Source organism: Amorphoplanes digitatis (genome assembly GCF_014205335.1).
Taxonomy (GTDB): Bacteria; Actinomycetota; Actinomycetes; order Mycobacteriales; family Micromonosporaceae; genus Actinoplanes; species Actinoplanes digitatus.
On sequence record NZ_JACHNH010000001.1, the window covers coordinates 4,152,875 to 4,170,241 of the forward strand.

Annotated in this window: 9 protein-coding genes; 5 read left to right on the forward strand and 4 right to left on the reverse strand. The window is 70.9% G+C overall.

The features are described from left to right. Nucleotides 1-3: 3 nt before the first annotated feature. Together BJ971_RS18080 and BJ971_RS42180 are read left to right on the forward strand one after the other, a co-directional pair. Nucleotides 4-2,205 carry an FtsX-like permease family protein gene (locus BJ971_RS18080; protein ID WP_184994431.1) on the forward strand — a complete coding sequence of 734 codons (2,202 nt, stop codon included), beginning with the start codon at nucleotides 4-6 and terminating at the stop codon, nucleotides 2,203-2,205. 48 nt (nucleotides 2,206-2,253) lie between these two features. Beyond that, complete coding sequence (locus BJ971_RS42180; RefSeq protein ID WP_184994432.1) at nucleotides 2,254-3,489, forward strand: alpha/beta hydrolase; 1,236 nt, start codon at nucleotides 2,254-2,256, stop codon at nucleotides 3,487-3,489. 155 nt (nucleotides 3,490-3,644) lie between these two features. Here BJ971_RS42180 and BJ971_RS18090 read toward each other — a convergent pair whose 3' ends face one another. From BJ971_RS18090 to BJ971_RS18105, 4 genes are all read right to left on the reverse strand, one after another. Then, nucleotides 3,645-4,208 carry a manganese efflux pump MntP gene (locus BJ971_RS18090; protein WP_184994433.1) on the reverse strand — a complete coding sequence of 188 codons (564 nt, stop codon included), beginning with the start codon at nucleotides 4,206-4,208 and terminating at the stop codon, nucleotides 3,645-3,647. Nucleotides 4,209-5,030: 822 nt separating this feature from the next. Then, on the reverse strand, nucleotides 5,031-6,248 hold the full coding sequence (locus BJ971_RS18095) for a M20 metallopeptidase family protein (protein WP_203709591.1): 1,218 nt from the start codon (nucleotides 6,246-6,248) through the stop codon (nucleotides 5,031-5,033). Between the two features lie 72 nt (nucleotides 6,249-6,320). Further along, on the reverse strand, nucleotides 6,321-8,714 hold the full coding sequence (locus tag BJ971_RS18100) for a WD40 repeat domain-containing protein (protein ID WP_184994435.1): 2,394 nt from the start codon (nucleotides 8,712-8,714) through the stop codon (nucleotides 6,321-6,323). Then, the gene (locus BJ971_RS18105) at nucleotides 8,711-10,786 is read right to left on the reverse strand and encodes an AAA family ATPase (RefSeq protein ID WP_184994436.1); all 2,076 of its coding nucleotides are present in this window, start codon (nucleotides 10,784-10,786) and stop codon (nucleotides 8,711-8,713) included. Before BJ971_RS18105 ends, BJ971_RS18100 begins: the two co-directional genes overlap by 4 nt. Before the next feature lie 131 nt (nucleotides 10,787-10,917). On the opposite strand from BJ971_RS18105, the gene BJ971_RS18110 reads away from it, so the two are divergent. The 3 genes from BJ971_RS18110 to BJ971_RS18120 all read left to right on the forward strand — a co-directional run bounded on the left by BJ971_RS18110 (nucleotide 10,918) and on the right by BJ971_RS18120 (nucleotide 17,291). Then, a complete protein-coding gene (locus BJ971_RS18110; protein ID WP_184994437.1) occupies nucleotides 10,918-12,417 on the forward strand; it encodes a lipase/acyltransferase domain-containing protein in 1,500 nt (499 codons plus the stop codon). Nucleotides 12,418-12,431: 14 nt separating this feature from the next. Next, nucleotides 12,432-16,700 (forward strand): hypothetical protein, encoded by a 4,269-nt coding sequence (locus BJ971_RS42185; protein WP_184994438.1) that lies wholly within the window; start codon nucleotides 12,432-12,434, stop codon nucleotides 16,698-16,700. Nucleotides 16,701-16,865: 165 nt separating this feature from the next. Beyond that, a complete protein-coding gene (locus BJ971_RS18120; protein WP_184994439.1) occupies nucleotides 16,866-17,291 on the forward strand; it encodes a hypothetical protein in 426 nt (141 codons plus the stop codon). The last annotated feature ends 76 nt before the right edge of the window (nucleotides 17,292-17,367 follow it).

Sequence of the window (17,367 nt, forward strand, 5' to 3'; positions counted from 1 at the left end):
ACCATGCGGACTCTCGCCTTCGCGATGCTGCGCAGCCGCCCGGGCAGCGCGCTCGCCACCCTCATCGCACTCACCGCCGGCGTCCTGATCCTCATGAGCATGGGCGTGCTGGTCGAGTCGGGATTGAGCTACCGGCCGGAACCCCGTAGGTACGCGACCGCCGACGTGGTCGTCGCGCACCGGGACATCACCCTCACCAGCAAGGAGTTCGACGGCGAAGTCGTCACCAGCACGACCGCCCTGCCCGAGGGCGGCACCGTCCCGGCCGCCCTCGAGGACAAGATCCGCCGGGTTCCCGGTGTCGCGTCCACGGTCGCCGAGCCCAGCGCCTATCCCGGCCGGCTGGCCACCATCGCCGTCACCGCCGAGCCCGGCACCGACCGTGACTCGATGGTCGCCGCGGTGGAGAAGGCGGCCGCCGACGCGGGCGCCAAGGCCTATTCGGGCGCCGGCCGCGGGCTGCTCGAAGAGCCCGGCGCGGTGGCCGGCCGGGATCTGCTGATCCAGATCGGCGGCACGTTCGGCGGATACGTCGCCATGCTCGTCGTCTTCGTCGTCGCCGGCACGGTCGGGCTCTCGGTGCGGCACCGGCGCCGGGACCTTGCGCTGCTGCGGGCCATCGCCGCCACCCCCGGACAGGTTCGCCGGATGATCGTCGCGGAGGCCGTCACGCTCGGCGTCGTGGCCTCGGCGCTCGGTGTCCCGGCCGGGATGCTCGCCACGAGATGGGTGCAGGCTCAGCTGGTCGACCGCGGCTTCGTCCCGGACGGCTTCCCGATGGTCGCCGGTGTCCTGTCAGCGCCGGTCGTGACCGTCCTGACCGTCGTCGTCGCCGCGGCCGCGGCCCTGCTGGCCGCCCGCCGGGTGACCGCGATCCGGCCCGCCGAGGCGCTGGGCGAGATCGCCGTGGAACCCACCGGGCTGGGCAGGTTCCGCGCGGCCTCCGGGCTGCTGGCGCTCGTAGCGGCCGGCTCCGCCACCATTTTCGCGGTCGGGTCGAGCGGACAGTCCGCGCAGGCAGGCGCGATCGGCATGCTCTACCTGTTCGTGCTCGCGGTGGCGCTGCTGGCACCCGGGATCAACGCCGTCGCCGCTCGGATGCTGACCCCGGTGCTACGCCTCGGCTGGGGCACCAGCGGATACCTGGCCGCGGCGAATCTGCGGGCGAACGCGAGGGGCGCGGCCACGGTGCTCACCTCCCTGGTGCTGGCGGTCGGGTTCGGCGGGTCGGTGTGGTTCCTGCAGGACAACCTGGAGCGCGGCACGGTCACGCAAAGCCAGGAGGGCCTGCTCGCCGACCTCGCACTGACCTCGCCGGAGGGGATACCCGCCTCCGCCGCCGCGGACATCCGGAAGCTGCCTGGGGTTCGCGCCGCTACGGGCGTACGCCGGACCTCGGTTTTGATCAAGATTTTCGACAGCGTGGAACCGGTGCAGGCGCAGGGCATCGACCCCGGGGGTGCCGCCGAGACGATGGACCTGAAGGTCAGCGCCGGCAACCTCGGCGACCTCGGCGAGGGGACAGTGGCGGTGTCCACCCTGCAGGCGGCAAACTCGGGCTGGAAGCTCGGTGACGACGTCGAGTTCTGGCTCGGCGACGGCACTCCGGTCAAGCTGCGCCTGGTGGCGCTCTACGAGCGCGGCCTCGGCTTCGGCGACGTGACGCTGGCCAGGGAGACCACCGCCGGACACACCCGCGCCGACATGGACAGCCACGTGCTGATCCGCACCGAGCCCGGCGCCGCGGTGAAGGCACCCGGCCTGGTCAGCTCCGACGGCATCACCTCCGGCCTGTCCCGGAACCTCGCGCTCAGCGCCTGGCTCAACAAGCTGCTCATCGGCGTGATGGTCGGGTACGCCGTCCTCGCCGCCGCCAACACCATGGTCATGGCGGCCCTGGCCCGCGGCCGCGAGCTCTCCCTGCTGCGCCTGGTCGGCGGCACCCGCCGCCAGCTGCGCCGCATGGTCAACGCGGAGCAGGCCGGCCTGCTCGGCATCGCCCTCATCATCGGCGGCGCGATCGCGGCGGCGACCTTGGCCGCGGTGGTCCATTCCCTGACCGGCACGGCGATCCCGTACGTGCCGACGCTGGGCTGGGTGGCGGTCCTCGGCGGGACCACGCTGCTCGCGCTCGTCACCACCGTCCTGCCGGTACGCCGCCTCCTGCGCACCCCGCCCCTGGAGCACATGGGAACGAAGGAGTGAGGGGTACAGCCTGCTGTATCCCCGAGTGGGTAGCTGTCGGGATCGAACGTGACCACTTCGGAAAATAGCGTCATCGGCATGACGAAGACGACAAAGAAGTACCGCAACCTGACGATCGGCCTCATCGCTACCGGCGCCATTCTGGCTGCGGGCGTGGGAGTCGCCAACGCCGACGACACCGAAAGGGCTGCCACGCAGCCCGGCTGGGCGGGTGTCACCCGCGAGCAGGTGCGGATCGACTTCGGCAAGGGCTGGGTCACCAAGGCCGAGCTCACCTATCCGAGCGGTGCGAAGGGCCGCCTGCCGCTGGTCATCTTCCTGCACGGCAGCGGGCGCAACGACATGAATCAGACGCTTCCGGAGGGCAAGGGCACGACCTTCGTCCCGCTTGCCCAGGCGGCCGGCAGGGAAGGCTTCGCGACCTTGCGCTTCAACAAGCGTGGAGTGACCGACATTGGGCCGGTGGAGAGCACCGACCCGGCCCAGCTGATGCCGAAGGACCCATACCACCAGATCCAGCAGGATGCCGCTTCGGTGGTTCGGTTCGCCGCCAAGTCGCCGAGGGTGGACCCGTCGAAGATATTCCTCCTCGGCCACAGCGAGGGCACCAATGTGGCCGCCAACCTCGCCGCCGACTCGAACAGGTTCGGCATCCCGAAGCCGGCCGGCGTGGTCGAGATGGGGGTCGTCGGCCTGCCCGTCAAGCAGTTGCTGACCTTCCAGATCTACGGTCGGCTGCTGGCGCAGATGCACGACGAGTTCGACGTCGACGGTGACGGCCAGCTGACGGCCGTCGAGGCGACCGACGGCCTGCTGGGTCAGCCGAAGGAGGTTGCCGACCAGTTCGGCTCCGTCCTGCTCGACGGCAAGAAGGTGCTGGCCGGCACCGACAAGAACCACGATGGTCAGATCGCGATCGACGCCGAGGCCGGCGTCGTGCTGCGCGAGGTCACCCATATCGGCGACTACCCGAACCTGCCGGGCCTGGATCAGGGCACGATCAACTATTTGAAGGACATCGCCCGCTTCCCGACCGTGTCGCAGTCGCTGCCGAAGTTCTCCGGCCCGACGCTGCTGCTCAACGGTGAGAACGACCTACAGACTCCGGCTCGCGCCGCGATCGTCGCCGACGCCGCCCTCTCCGGCCATCGGGACCACAAGATCGTCATCTACCCGGGCATGGCGCACACCATGAACATCACCCCGAAGTTCCACCCGGAGTTCGGCGAGCCTGACAAGCAGGTCATCACCGAGATCCAAGGCTGGCTCAAGTCCCACCGCTGAGGTGGAGTACCGCTCGCCGCGGTCGCTGCCGTCGCGTTCAACGCGGTTGTCGCAGCGGCCGCGCGCGCTTTACCATCGGCGCCTACGGCTTCCTCACCATGGTCGGCGTGATCATCGCCCGGCTCGCTCTGTCCGGCCGTCCGTCGCCGGCCGGCTCAGAACACGCCGAGGTGGTCCAGGAGGATCCGGGTGCCGATCAGGATCAGGATGACGCCACCGGCGATCTCGGCCGGGCGGCCGAAGCGTCCGCCGGCTCGGTGGCCGATGAACACCCCGATCAGGGTGACGACTGCGGTGAGGACCCCGATGAGGGTCGCCGCGGGCAGGATGGCCACATCGAGGAAGGCGAAGCTGATCCCGACGGCCAGCGCGTCGATGCTGGTGGCCACCGAGAGCGCCAGTAGCTCCCGCAGGCTGATGCCTTGGAAGTCGGCTTCGTCGTCTCGCGGGGAGAAGGCCTCGTGGATCATCTTGGCGCCGATGACGACCAGCAGGCCGAAGGCGATCCAGTGATCTATCTCGGTGATGTAGTCGTGGAAGCCGCGGCCCAGCAGCCAGCCCGCGATCGGCATCAGTCCCTGGAAGAGTCCGAAGCCGATCGCCAGCCCACCGGCGTCGCGCACGGTGATCCGGCGCATGTGCAAGCCCTTGGCGACGGCGACGGCGAAGGCATCGGCGGAGACACCCACCGCGATGACCAGCAGCGTGAAGAACGACAACCGTTGTCCCTTCACTCGGCACCGAGTGTCCGCGTGAGTTTATCGCCCCGAACGTTCCCATTTGCAGGCATTTCGATTGCGCGCTGCCAGGAGGTCCTGCCACGGGAACGGTGACGGTCCGCGTTCGGGGCTCATGGCGGCCACGAGAACTGGGAGCCTGCGGCAATGGCTGGCAGTTCGGCTAGAGATATTCCGGCATATCGGATGACTTCGCGGGCCACTTTCCCTCGTACGATGTCGCGCGACAGCGCTGGTAGAAGGACTGAGGTCTGTGGTGGTTGGTGAGCGTGAGCACTTGCCGTCCGGCCGACCAGGCCGTGCGACCGGAGGGATGCTTCGCCGTGCCGCGCCGCGCGTCATCGTCGTTTTTCTGCTGAGCGCTGTGAGTGTCTTCTTGTCAGCCGTGACGACGGGCGCGGTGGCTGGGGCACTGCGGTGGCTCTTCTTCGTTCTGATCTTCGCTGCCATGGGGTCCAGGGAGTGGTGGCGATATGTAAAGCACGGCAAACCGGCGTCGTGGCGGGTAGAGCATGGGGGCGCCACCGCGTTGTTCGTCACCGACCCTGGGCGGGATCGCCATCGGGTGGTTGCGTATTTGAGGGAGCACGGTGGTCTGGATTTCGGTGACGCTGCCATGCGGGCCGATGATCCCTCACGACCGGTGTGGGATGACCTGACAAGCGAGAGCGCCGACCGGATCGGTGCCGTTCTCGTGGAGGTGGGAGCGACCGTGAGTGTGAAACCGCGGCCGAATCCTTCATGGGCCCGCGATGTGACTGGTCGATGAGCTGATCGGCAGGTCGGGTATCACCGCGCCGCGTCTCAGGTCCGGGACCTGAGGCCGTCGGCCGCGACCGCCCGGGCTGCCAGCCGTTCGGTCAGCAGGCCGGTCATGGCGCGCACGCCGTGACCGATCGCCCGCTCGTCGGCGGCGAAGTCGGGGGCGTGCGGCGCGCCGTTCATTCCCGACTCGGCGTCCGCGACGCCGAGGTAGAGCATCGCGCCCGGCGCCTCGTTGAGGAACAGGGCGAAATCCTCGCAGTTGAACGGCCAGGACGCCCGGGCCCACAGGACGGACTCCGGCCCCAGCGCCGTGCTCAGGTACCGGCCGGCCGCCGTGCTGAGTTCCGCCGAGTTCACCATGGCGGGGAACGGATCGCCGGGGTAGTCCACGTACCCGCCTGCCTGCGCGGCGAGCCGCTCGACCCGGGCGCGTAGCTCGGGAAACCGCTCCTGCGGCCAGACCCGCAGCATGATGTTGGCGACGGGCCGCGCGTCGGGCGTGTGCTCGGTCCACTGGGCGACGCACACGGATTCCTGGATCGAGGCGGCGGTCTCCGGCTCCAGCACCGCGTGAAAGCGCGCGTGATAGTCGGCGACGCTCCGCGGGTACCCGACGGTGCCGAGCTCCGCCACTTCGGATGCGATGGCGGCGACTGCCGCGTCGTCGCCACCCGGCAGCACTATCCGGATATGGTCCAGCCCGGGCAGACCGTATCCCGGAGACACCGCGATGGTGCCGACAGGGAACGGGGCACAGTGCAGCGCATAGCTTTCGCGCGGCGCGAGCCGTTGCACCAGCCCGGTATCGAGCATCGCCCGCGCGCCGCGCAGGGGCTCCTCGGCCGGCTGGAAGACGAACGCCAACCGGCCGCGTACCGGATCGGGGCCCTGCGCCAGTGCCCGGGCGACGCCGACGCCGATCGCGGTGTGCAGGTCGTGCCCGCACAGGTGCGCGACGCCGGGGACGCGCGAGGCGAAGCCCTCGTCGAAAGCCTTGCCCGACAGAGGGAAGGGCAGCACGTGGTGTTCCGCGTCGACGGCGTCCATGTCCGCCCGGTACAGCACCGTCGGGCCGTCCGCGGAACCGTCGAGCACCGCGAGGACACCGTGCCCGCCGACACCGGTCGTGACCTCGAGCCCGGCCGCGCGCAGCTGCTCCGCGACCAACCCGGCCGTCTCCCGCTCCTCACCGGCCAGCTCCGGGCGACGGTGAATCTCCCGGCGGAGCTCGATCAGTTCATCGTCCAGATTCGTCACCGGTAGATCTTGCGCACAACCGTCGATTCCCCGCACCACCATTTCGGCCCGCGTGCTCGACCTTGAACGGGGTCAAGCCAAGGTACCGAGTGTCGATCCGGGCAGATCGAGAGTTGCGCGCCGGTGGCTGCCGCTGACTATCGCCAGGAACGTCAGCGGCCGGCCATCCTCCCCTTCCGATACGCCGAGGCGGGCCTCGTCGATCGGCCCTCCGGTGACGATGCGAAACACTTCACCCTCAGCCGACGGATCCCATATCCGTACGGTCGTGTCCGTGCTGCCGGTGGCGAGCAGGGGCTGCCCGTTCGGGCCGGTGAACGCGGCGATGGCGGTCACCGAGTTGGTGTGGCCGGTGAGTGGTTCGCCGATCTGGGTGCCGGTGTCGGGGTTCCATACCCGCACCGTCCGGTCGTTGCTGCCGGTGGCGAGCAGGGGCTGCCCGTTCGGGCCGGTGAACGCGGCGATGGCGGTCACCGAGTTGGTGTGGCCGGTGAGTGGTTCGCCGATCTGGGTGCCGGTGTCGGGGTTCCATACCCGCACCGTCCGGTCGTTGCTGCCGGTGGCGAGCAGGGGCCGCCCGTCCAGACCGATGAATACGACCATGGCGGTCACCCAGTCGGTGTGGCCGTAGAGTGGATTCCCGATCTGGGTGCCGGTCTCGGGGTCCCAGATCCGCACCGTCGCGTCATGGCTGCCGGTGGCGAGCAGGGGCCGCTCGTGGGGGCTGGTGAATACGACCATGGCGGTTACCGAACGGGTGTGGCCGGTGAGTGGTTCCCCGATCTGGGTGCCGGTGTCCGGGTCCCAGATCCGCACCATCCGGTCGTTGCTACCGGTGGCGAGAAGGGGCTGCCCGCCTGGGCCGGTGAACGCGACTATCGCGGTCAACCTGTTGGTGTGGCCGGTGAGTGGTTCCCCGATCTGGGTGCCGGTGTCGGGGTCCCATACCCGCACCGTCGCGTCGTTGCTGCCGGTGGCGAGTAGAGGCTGCCCGCCTGGGTCGGTGAACGCGGCGATCGGGGTCAACGAACGGGTGTGGCCGGTGACTGGTTCCCAGACCGCGGCGCCGGCATTCGGGTCCCATACCCGCACCGTCGCGTCGTTGCTGCCGGTGGCGAGTAGGGGCCGCCCGCCTGGGCCGGTGAACGCGGCTATCGCGGTCACCGAACGGGTGTGGCCGGTGAGTGGTTCCCCGATCTGGGTGCCGGTGTCCGGGTCCCACACTCGCACCGTCCGGTCGTGGCTGCCGGTGGCGAGCAGAGGCCGCCCGCCTTGGCCGGTGAACACGGCGATCGCGACCACCCAGTTGGTGTGGCCGGTGAGTGGTTCCCCGACCGGAGTGCCGGTGTCCGGGTCCCACACTCGCACCGTCGCGTCGTAGCTTCCGGTGGCGAGTAGGGGCCGCCCATTGGGGCGGGTGTATACGGCTATCGCGGTCACCGAACCGTTGTGGCCGTTCAGTGGTTCCCCGACCGGGGTGCCGGTGTCCGGGTCCCACACTTGCGCTGTCCCGTCGTAGCTGCCGATCGCGAGCAGAGGACGCCCGTCCGGGCGGGTGTATAGGGCTATCGCGGTCACCGAACCGTTGTGGCCGTTCAAGGGTTCCCCGACCGGGGTGCCGGTGTCCGGGTCCCACACTTGCGCTGTCCCGTCGTAGCTGCCGATCGCGAGCAGAGGACGCCCGTCCGGGCGGGTGTATAGGGCTATCGCGGTCACCGAACCGTTGTGGCCGTTCAGTGGTTCCCCGATCTGGCTGCCGGTGTCCGGGTCCCATATCCGCACCGTGCCGTCTTTGCTTCCGGTGGCGAGTAAGGGACGCCCATCCGGGCCGGTGTATACGGCTATCGCGGTCACCGAACCGTTGTGGCCGTTCAGTGGTTCCCCGATCTGGCTGCCGGTGTCCGGGTCCCATATCCGCACCGTGCCGTCTTTGCTTCCGGTGGCGAGCAGGGGGCGCCCATCAAGGCCGCGGACTGTGGTGATCGCCGCGACAGCACTGTCCAGAACAGCGAGAGTGTTGGCGGTCAACATCCAGGTGACGTTGCGCGGCCGGACGAGCAGGTCGGGGACGTCGCCGACCTGCGGCGGCACGTCGCCGGGATCGGAGACGGCGTGGCGTACGAACCCGAGGCTGGCCGCCCGCGATGAGGGTGACGCGTCACGTAGGTAGGGTTCGATCGCCGCCCACGCGGCGAGGCCGTGGCGGCCGGACGAGGGAGCGACGGGCAGGCCGAGGCCCGCCCGGACGGAGTTGCTGGTGTCCCAGGGCAGGAACGCGCCGGTAACGGTGTGGTCGTCGAGGCAGCCGCCGCGTGCGGCATGGCCGACCTGGTGTCTGCGCAGGTATGGGTGCGGTGGCGTCGCGGCGGTCCGCGGGAGGAGCGCGGCCAGCCGCCGCGCGATCCGCGCATGGACAGCCTGTTCCGGATCCGGCGGTCCGGACGATGTCGGCTCGGCCACGGTCATGCCCCTTCCACCTGTCGATGTGGCAGGAGATCCTGACGCAGGACCTCGGCGAGTCGTTCGTGGACCAGCCGGTACACGGTGCGCCCGTCCTCCACGTCGCTGACGAGGTAGCCGCCGAGCCGTCCCGACAGCACGTGGCCGATGAGCCCGTCGGCGTCGGGCAGGGTGGTGTCCAGCACGGCTTCGGTCATGGCGGGCCAGATGTCGGCCCAGGGAATACCGGCGCCGAGCGCGAACGCGGCGGCGCGGAGTACGCCGGTGAGGTGTGCGACAGGGTAGTCGTCGGTGGCGTTGTCGCGCAGGTCGAGGCGGAGTTGGCCGATGGTCGCGTCGGTGAGGGAGGCCAGCCATGCGGGGTCGTCGAGAGGCTGGCGGGTGAGCCGGCCACGGAGGTGGCCGGCGGCCAGGCGGGTGTCGAGGAACGACGGCTGGACGCGGGCGGCGATGACCGCGGCCGTTTCGGTCCTGGCTGCCCGGACGGCCTCGTCGTCGCCGGCGTAGGGGCCGTCACCGGCGGCAAGCAGCGTCTCGGCGTAGGTCGCCAGGTCGTCGTACACGCCGTCGGTGTCGGTGCGCAGCACGTTCCCGGGCGGGGCCGCGGTGGCGCGCTGGAGCAGGTCCAGCAGGGTGTCGAACTCCGCCGCCGGCAGCGCATGGTGTGGTGTGCTGCTGCGTACGCCGACGAGCAGCCGTACCAGGTGGACGCCGGCGGGTGTGGCCAGGCGGGCCAGCGGCCCGAGCAGGTCGGCGACGAGGCGGGTGGGCCGCGTCGCTTCGTCGAGGCCGTCGACGACGACGGTGACCGGGCGGCCGGTGCCGGCGAAGCGGGCCGAGATAATCTCGGTGATCTGTTCGCGGAGGTGCTGGCCGGGATCGCCGTGGTCAGGGGCCGGGCGGGGCTGTTCGCCGAGGGCGGTGACCAGCCTGGTCAGCAGATCCACGCTGTCGGTGTTGCGGGCGAGCAGTGCGACGTCGACGGCTCCGGGCGGGGGCAGGGTGCCGGGCGGCGCGGCCTGGGCGGCGCGGGCGTACCTGGGCCGGGCGAGCACGTCCGGGTCGCTGAGGGTGACGGCGCGAGCGATGACGGCGGACTTTCCGCTGCCCGCGCTGCCGGTGACGATCAGGACGCCGCCGTCGCCGGTCAGGAACCGTGCGGTGGCCCGGTTGAGGTCGGCGCGGCCGGTGAAGTACCAACCGGGGTCGTGGTCGGGACGCCCGCTGGCCCGGTCCAGCCAGTAGTCCAGTTCGGTGGCGTCGGCGGCGACCTGCCGGCGTTGCGGGCCGGCGAGGTCGGCCGGCGGGCGGTAGCCGGGGTTGGGCAGGCTCCGCATCGGATACCGGGTGCGCCAGGTCTCCCACACCCGGTGCGGCACGGCCAGCGGCTGGCCGGGGTCCTGGAGCGCGGCGCGGGTCAGTTCCGTGAGGAACTCCTCGAGGGTGAGGTGTTCGGCGGCGATCCCGGCGGTGGTGCACAGCTGGGCGTGTACCCGGTCAAGGAGGGTGGCGAATTCGCGGTCGCGGGGCCGGTCGTCGGCGTCGACGGTCGCGATCACCGCCAGGGTCGCGTGTTCCCGGCGGTGGCGCGGGAGGTCCTGGGCGACGCGCAGGACGTCGGCCTGGACGGCCTTGGCGTAGCAGGCGTTGACGATGATCAGGACCTGGCCGGCGTCGCTGGACAGGGCCGCGGAGATCAGGTCGCCGGTGGGGTAGGCGTCGCGGTCCGGGCGGCGCGGGTCGCCGCCAGGCATGATCAGGCGGTGGGTACCGGATTGCCCGCGTTCGCCGTGTCCGGTGAGGTGCACGACGAGGACGTCACCGGCGCCGGCGCGGCGCAGGCCGGTGTCGCGGATGAAGTCGTCCAGGTCCTCCCGGCTGTGGATCTTCGCGGCGGCGTCGATGCTGAACGCCCGGTCGCCGAGGGCGTCCTTGTCGGCCCACCAGGTGGATGCGGCGGTGATCTGGGCGTCGATGCCGGCCCGGAAGTCGTCGCCCTCGTCGGGATAGTCGCGCACGGCGATCAGGAACAGGCGGCGCCGCCCCGCGGGTGTCTCGGGGTTGCGGTCGGGATCCAATGTGGCCGTCGAGCCCTCCGCGGGTGTGGCCGGGGCGTCTGCCCGGAACGGTCCGTGCGTGCAGGATAACCGGATGCCGGGACCCGGTACGGTGTGCCCAGGGTCATCGGCCGACTACGGAGATGGTGATCATGCCGCTCGGAATCGACGGGCTGCCGCCCCGGCACGGTGCGGTCCCCGATGTCACCAACGACCTGGTGGTGGTCGTGCCGGGGATCATGGGCAGCGCCCTGCACGACCGGGACGCCGGCCGTGACGTGTGGGGGCTGAAGGATCTCCGCTGGTACGGCCGGGCCTGGTCCAGCAAGAGTGGACTGGACGCGCTCGCGCTCAGCGACGCCGAACGTGACCGGCTCGCCGACGGTTGCTACGACCCGCAGACCGCGCGGGTCACCGCCACCGGCCTGTTGGAGTTCCCGGCCGCGTTGCCCTTCCTCGACGGCATGGAGCCCTACACCAACCTGCTCAAACGGCTGCGCACGGTCGTGGCGGACCCGGCCGCGATCGTGACGTTTCCCTACGACTGGCGGCTCCCGGTCACCGTCAACAGCCGGCTCCTCGCCGCCCGCATCGGCGAAAGGCTGCGCGCCTGGCGGCAGCACCCCAAGCAACTGGCGGCGTCCGCCCTGCACCAGGGCCGCCCGCCCCGGGTGGTGATCGTGGCTCACTCGATGGGTGGACTTGTCACGCGGGGACTGTCCTTGATCGACGGGGCGACCTCGACGATCCGGGCCACGATCACCCTCGGCACCCCGTTCTACGGGTCGGTGAAGACGACCGCGCTGCTCAACACCGGCAGCGGTGCACCCGTGCCGATGCCGCAGCGCCGGCTCCGTGAGGTCGTCGCCGGGCTGCCCGGCGTGTACGACCTGCTGCCCACCTACCGCTGCCGAGTCGTCGGCGGCTCGGACCTGTGCCGGCTGACCGCAGGCGACATCGCCGACCTGGGCGGCGACGCCGACCTGGCCCGATCGTCGTTGCAACGCCTGGCCGAGTTGCAGGAGCAGGACCTGCCGCATCACCGTGCCGTCGTCGGTACCGGCCAGCCCACCGCGCAGAGCCTCACCCTGGAGGGCGGCGTGGTGAAGGTGCAACAGCACTACTACCTGCGCCACGACGACGGCGAACTGATCCGCGACGACTACGGCCGGCTCACCGAATGCGACCTGCAAGGCGACGGGACCGTCTACCGGTACGCGGCCAGCCCGGCCGGCTACGCCGACCCGCAGCACGTCGTACAGCAGCACGGCGCGCTCGCGGCCACCGGCGACACCCTCGGCCTGGTCTGCGGGATCATCACCGGTCGTGGCACCCAGGGCATCTACCTCGGCACCGGAGACCTGGGACTCGACATCCCCGGCCTCGCGGTCCCCGGCGAACCTTTCCCCGTCGGGGTCACCGCCGGCGGCGGACCCCTCGACCCGGCCGCCGTCGACGGCGGCGTCTGGGACACCGCCACCGGGCGGCAGATCCAGCGCATCCGGTTCGCCGCACACCGCGACGGCCGCGACGGACTCACCGCCACCGTCAGGCTGCCCGAACCCGGACTGTTCCGGATCGCCGTCAAGACCGGCGGCGCCGACCCGGTCACCCGGCTGCTCATCTGCGCCGACCCGGTCGGCGACGAGTAGCGAGGTCGCGGCCAGTGACCAGTGCGGCGCGGGCACCGTCGGTGGAGATCTTCACCGTGGCGCTGGGCGCCTACCGGCAACCCGACCTGCACCCGCCCCTGGACGCCGACGGCGAAGCCGAGGCCCTGGCCGGCGTCCTGCTCGAACACGTCGACGGCCACACCAACCCGTGGCACGTGCCCGCCGGCGAACGCGACACCGGCGCCGTCCACGCCCGCCTGCAACGGTGGGCCCAGCCCGGCGACCGCGCCGGCTCCGTCCTGGCCTGGGTCGGCCACGGCACCTCCGAAACCGGCACCGCACACCTCATCGTCCCCGGCGCCCGAGCCGAACCCGGCGACGACCATCCGGCCGAGGATGCCCTGTTCAACCCGGACAGCCTCGCCGAACAGATCGAACGCGAATACCGCCGCCGCCACCACCTGCCCGGCAACTTCGTCATCGTGCTCATCGAGGCCTGCGGCGCCGGACGCTTCGTCGAACTCACCGCCGCCCGGCTCCTGGCCATCGGCGGCATCCACGGCATCCTGCTCGTCGGCGTCGGCGAACCCTACGGCCACGGCGTTCTCGGCAACGCCCGCGCCACCCTCGCCGCCGTACTCGGCCAGTACACCGTCAACGACACCGCGATCCGCCTCGGCGACCTCGCCGACCGGCTCGACACCGCCATCTCCGCCGGACACGTCCAGCCCTTGCGCCTGGCCGGCTGCACCCTGCACCGTCCCGGACCCACCATCACCGCACCCCTGGACGTCTACGCCGCCCTCGAACACGCCCTCGCCGGCCTGCCCGCCGCCGAACGCGCGCACTACGCCCGCAAAGGCATGGGCGCCGACTTCGGCGAACTCGCCTGGAACTTCGTCGGCCGCCGACAGGAACTCGGCGCCGTCAACCGGTGGCTGCGCCGCCAGGACAACGACCTGCTCGTCGTCACCGGCACCGCCGGCACCGGCAAGTCCGCCCTGCTCGGCAACCTCCTGCTCCACGACCGGCCGGCCGTCCACCGGCTCCTGCGGCAGGCCGGATTCCTGCCACCCCACGACCCGTCGCCCACCGGCCCGCCGAGCCCTCAGATCGACGTCTGCCTGCACCTGACCGGCATGGACATCCCCGCCGTAGTCGCCGGCATCGCCGACGCGGCCGGCCTCCCCGCGATCCCTCAGCCACCCGGCAGCGGCGGCCAGGCCACACCACACGTGGACGCCCTCGCCACCGCGCTCCGGGACCACGGGCAACCGGTGACCGTGCTCGCGGACGGGCTCGACGAAGCACGCGACCCGATCGATGTGGCCCGCCTGCTGGGCACCGTCGCCGCGCTGCCCGGCGTCCGCATGATCGTCGGCACGCGCGCGTCCACTCTCGAGGGCCCTGACCAGCCCGCACCCGCCACCCACGACCTGCTCGACGCCCTCGCCGCGGCCTCCGGGCAGACCGAGGTCATGACCCTGGCAAGGGACCCGCAGGCCCTCGCCGAATACCTCCGCCGGCAACTGGCCGACCTCGACACCGCAACACTCGACCACCTGATCGACCGGATCGCCTCCGACACCACCGGCACCCGGGAGTTCCTGTTCGCCCGCCTCGCCGTACACGAACTCCGCGCCGACCCCGCCCTGCTCAGCCCGGCGCGGCGGGCCGACCTCGACGCACTGCTGGACGGCACCCACCGCACACTCTTCGTGGCCGCACTGGACCGCCTCGGCCGCCACACACCGGCCGTCCCGGTGTTGCTGCACGCGCTCGCCTTCGCCCGGGGCCGCGGACTACCCCGCGCCGACCGGCTGTGGCTCACCGTCGCCAAGTCCCTCACCGGCGCTCCCGTCACCGACGCCGATCTCACCGAGGCCGTCCGCAGCGCCGCGCCGTACATCATGCTCGACGCGGAACATGATCAAAGCGTCTACCGGCTCGCACACCGCACTTTCGCCGAGCACTACGAAACCCTCCCGGACCACGCGGAGCGGGGCCGGACAGTCGCCCGGTCCCTCCTCGACTCCGCCGTCAGCAATTTCGAGGATCAGACCCTCAACCCCTACCTCGTGCTGCACCTGGCCGACCACATCGCCGACATCGGCCAACCCGGATGGGAGCATCTGGCCGCGAACGTGCAAACGCTCGACAGGCTCGAACCCGACACCGTCGCGACCGCGGTCTTCCGACACGGATTCGGCAGATTCCGGATCCCCGCCGAGATCCAGGGCACTGTGTTGGCCGCCCACTACCTGACGACCGTTTCCGCCGCCGACCGCGCCCTTCCCCGCCAACTCGCGATGGCCAAGCTCGGTCACCCCTTGCGGTCTGAAGGCATCGCCGGCGATGGCACGCCGACCCTGGTCGCCGCTGTACAGCGGCGGGAGACCATCCACCGCGCGCTCACCGGTCACATCGGTGCGGTGACCGCGATGGTCGCGTTTGCCGGTCCGGATGGGCGTGCTCTGCTCGCGACCGGTAGCCACGACCGGATGGTGCGGGTGTGGGATCTGGAAACCGGCGCCCAGGTCGGGGATCCACTCGCCGGGCACACCAGTTCGGTGACTTCGTTGGTGGCGTTCGCCGGCCCGGATGGGCGTGCTCTGCTCGCGACCGGTAGCCACGACCGGACGGTGCGGGTGTGGGGCCTGGACACCGGCACCCGCGTCGGGGACCTTCTCACCCGCCGTACCGGCTGGGTGGTCGCGTTCACCGGCCCGGACGAGCGTCCCCTGCTCGCCACCGGCAGCGACGACGGAACGGTGCGGGTGTGGGACCCGATCACCGGGACCGCAGTCGGGACGCCGTTCACCGGCTACACCGGTTGGGTGACCGCGGTGATCGCGTTCGCAGGTCCGGATGGGCGTGCTCTGCTCGCGACCGGTAGCCACGACCGGACGGTGCGGATCTGGGATCTGGAAACCGGCGCCCAGGTCGGGGATCCACTTACAGGACACACCGGTTGGGTGACCGCGGTGGTCACGTTTGCAGGTCCGGATGGGCGTGCTCTGCTCGCGACCGGTAGCCACGACCGGACGGTGCGGATCTGGGATCTGGAAACCGGCGCCCAGGTCGGGGATCCACTCACCGGACACACCGGTTCGGTGACCGCGGTGGTCACGTTTGCAGGTCCGGATGGGCGTGCTCTGCTCGCGACCGGCAGCCACGACCGGACGGTGCGGATCTGGGACCCGGACACGGGCACCGTCGTCGGGGAGCCGTTCATCGGCCACACCCTTGTGGTGTCCGCGTTGGTCGCGTTCACGGGCCGGGATGGGCGTACCCTGCTCGTCACCGGTGGAGACGATCGGACGGTGCGGGTGTGGGACCCGGACACGGGCACTGCTGTGGGGGAGCCCTCGACCGGGCACACCGCTGGGGTGGCCGCGATGGCCGCGTTCACCGGTCCGGCCGGACGTCCCCTGCTCGCCACCGGCAGCAACGACCGGACGGTGCGGGTGTGGGACCCGGACACGGGCACGGCTGTCGGCGAGCCGTTGACCGGACACCCGCTTGCGGTGACCGCGTTGGTCGCGTTCACGGGCCCGGGCGGGCGTCCCTTGCTCGCCACCGGCGGCGAGGATCGGACGGTGCGGGTGTGGGACCCGATCACCGGCACCGCTGTCGGGGAGCCGTTCATCGGACACACCGCTGGGGTGGCCGCGCTGGCCGCGTTCACCGGTCCGGATGGGCGTCCCTTGCTCGCCACTGGCAGCCACGACCGGACGGTGCGGATCTGGGACCCGGGCACGGGCGCCGCTGTGGGGGAGCCGTTGGCCGGACACACGCTTGCGGTGACCGCGCTGGTCGCGTTCACGGGCCCGGATGGGCGTCCCCTGCTCGCCACTGGCAGCTACGACCGGACGGTGCGGGTGTGGGACCCGGGCACGGGCGCCGCTGTGGGGGAGCCGTTGACCGGGCACACCGCTGGGGTGGCCGCGATGGCCGCGTTCACCGGTCCGGCCGGGCGTCCCCTGATCGCGACCGGCAGCTACGACCGGACAGTGCGGGTATGGGACCCGGGCATCGGGACCGCCGCCGGGGAGCCACTCACCGGACACACCGATTCGGTGACCGCATTGGTCGCCTTCACCGGCCCTGAGGGGCGCCCACTCCTTGTCACCAGCGGCAACGACGAGACGATGCGGATCTGGGACCCGAGTCTCGGTAATGCGCCGATATCGGTCCGGCTGGGTGAGATCGGCGTCGCCCTGGCGGTACTGCAGGCTGATGTAGTAGTCGCCACCAACCAAGGTTGGGCGCGGCTGCGCCAGTTCGGGTCGTATGCGCGCAGAGGGCACTTCCGGAGGTGACCGGTCGCGACGGCCATGACCCCGCGGACAGCCGGCTCAGCGCATATTCGTTTCGACCGAACACTTCAGTGAGGGATCAGGCAGCCGATGTAACGGGACGTACTGGCATGGCTTCTCCGCGTAACGGCCTTCGCTGTTGCCGACCCCATACCCGAAAGAGCTGCCTTGAAGATTCGCACCAGCCTCGCCGCCGGCGTCGTCGCCGCCACCATCGCCGCGATGGCAGTCAGCTCACCCGCGCTGGCCTCTTCCCCGGACGCGCCTTCTGGTCATGTGGCGTCCGCGACCACGTCCGCGGTCACGGAGCCGGTATACAAGGTCCCCCACAAGCCCACCATCACCGGTAAGGCGAAGGTCGGCGCGACCCTGACCGCACACATCTCCGGTCTTCCCAAGGGCGCGAAGGTGACGTACCAGTGGGGCGAGGGCTTCGGCCAGTACGGCGGCCCCATCGGCAAGCCCACCACCAAGAAGACCCTGAAGGTCACCAAGAGCATGCGCGGCGGGCGGATCCTGGTCATCGCGACCGTCACCATGCCCGGGTACGCGGACGGCACGGCGACCAGCGCGCCGACCGGCAAAGTCAAGTAGCCTGGCCCCACGAACATCGACGAAGCCCGCCCTCCCACGTAACGGAGGGCGGGCTTCGTCGATGTCGGCAACAACG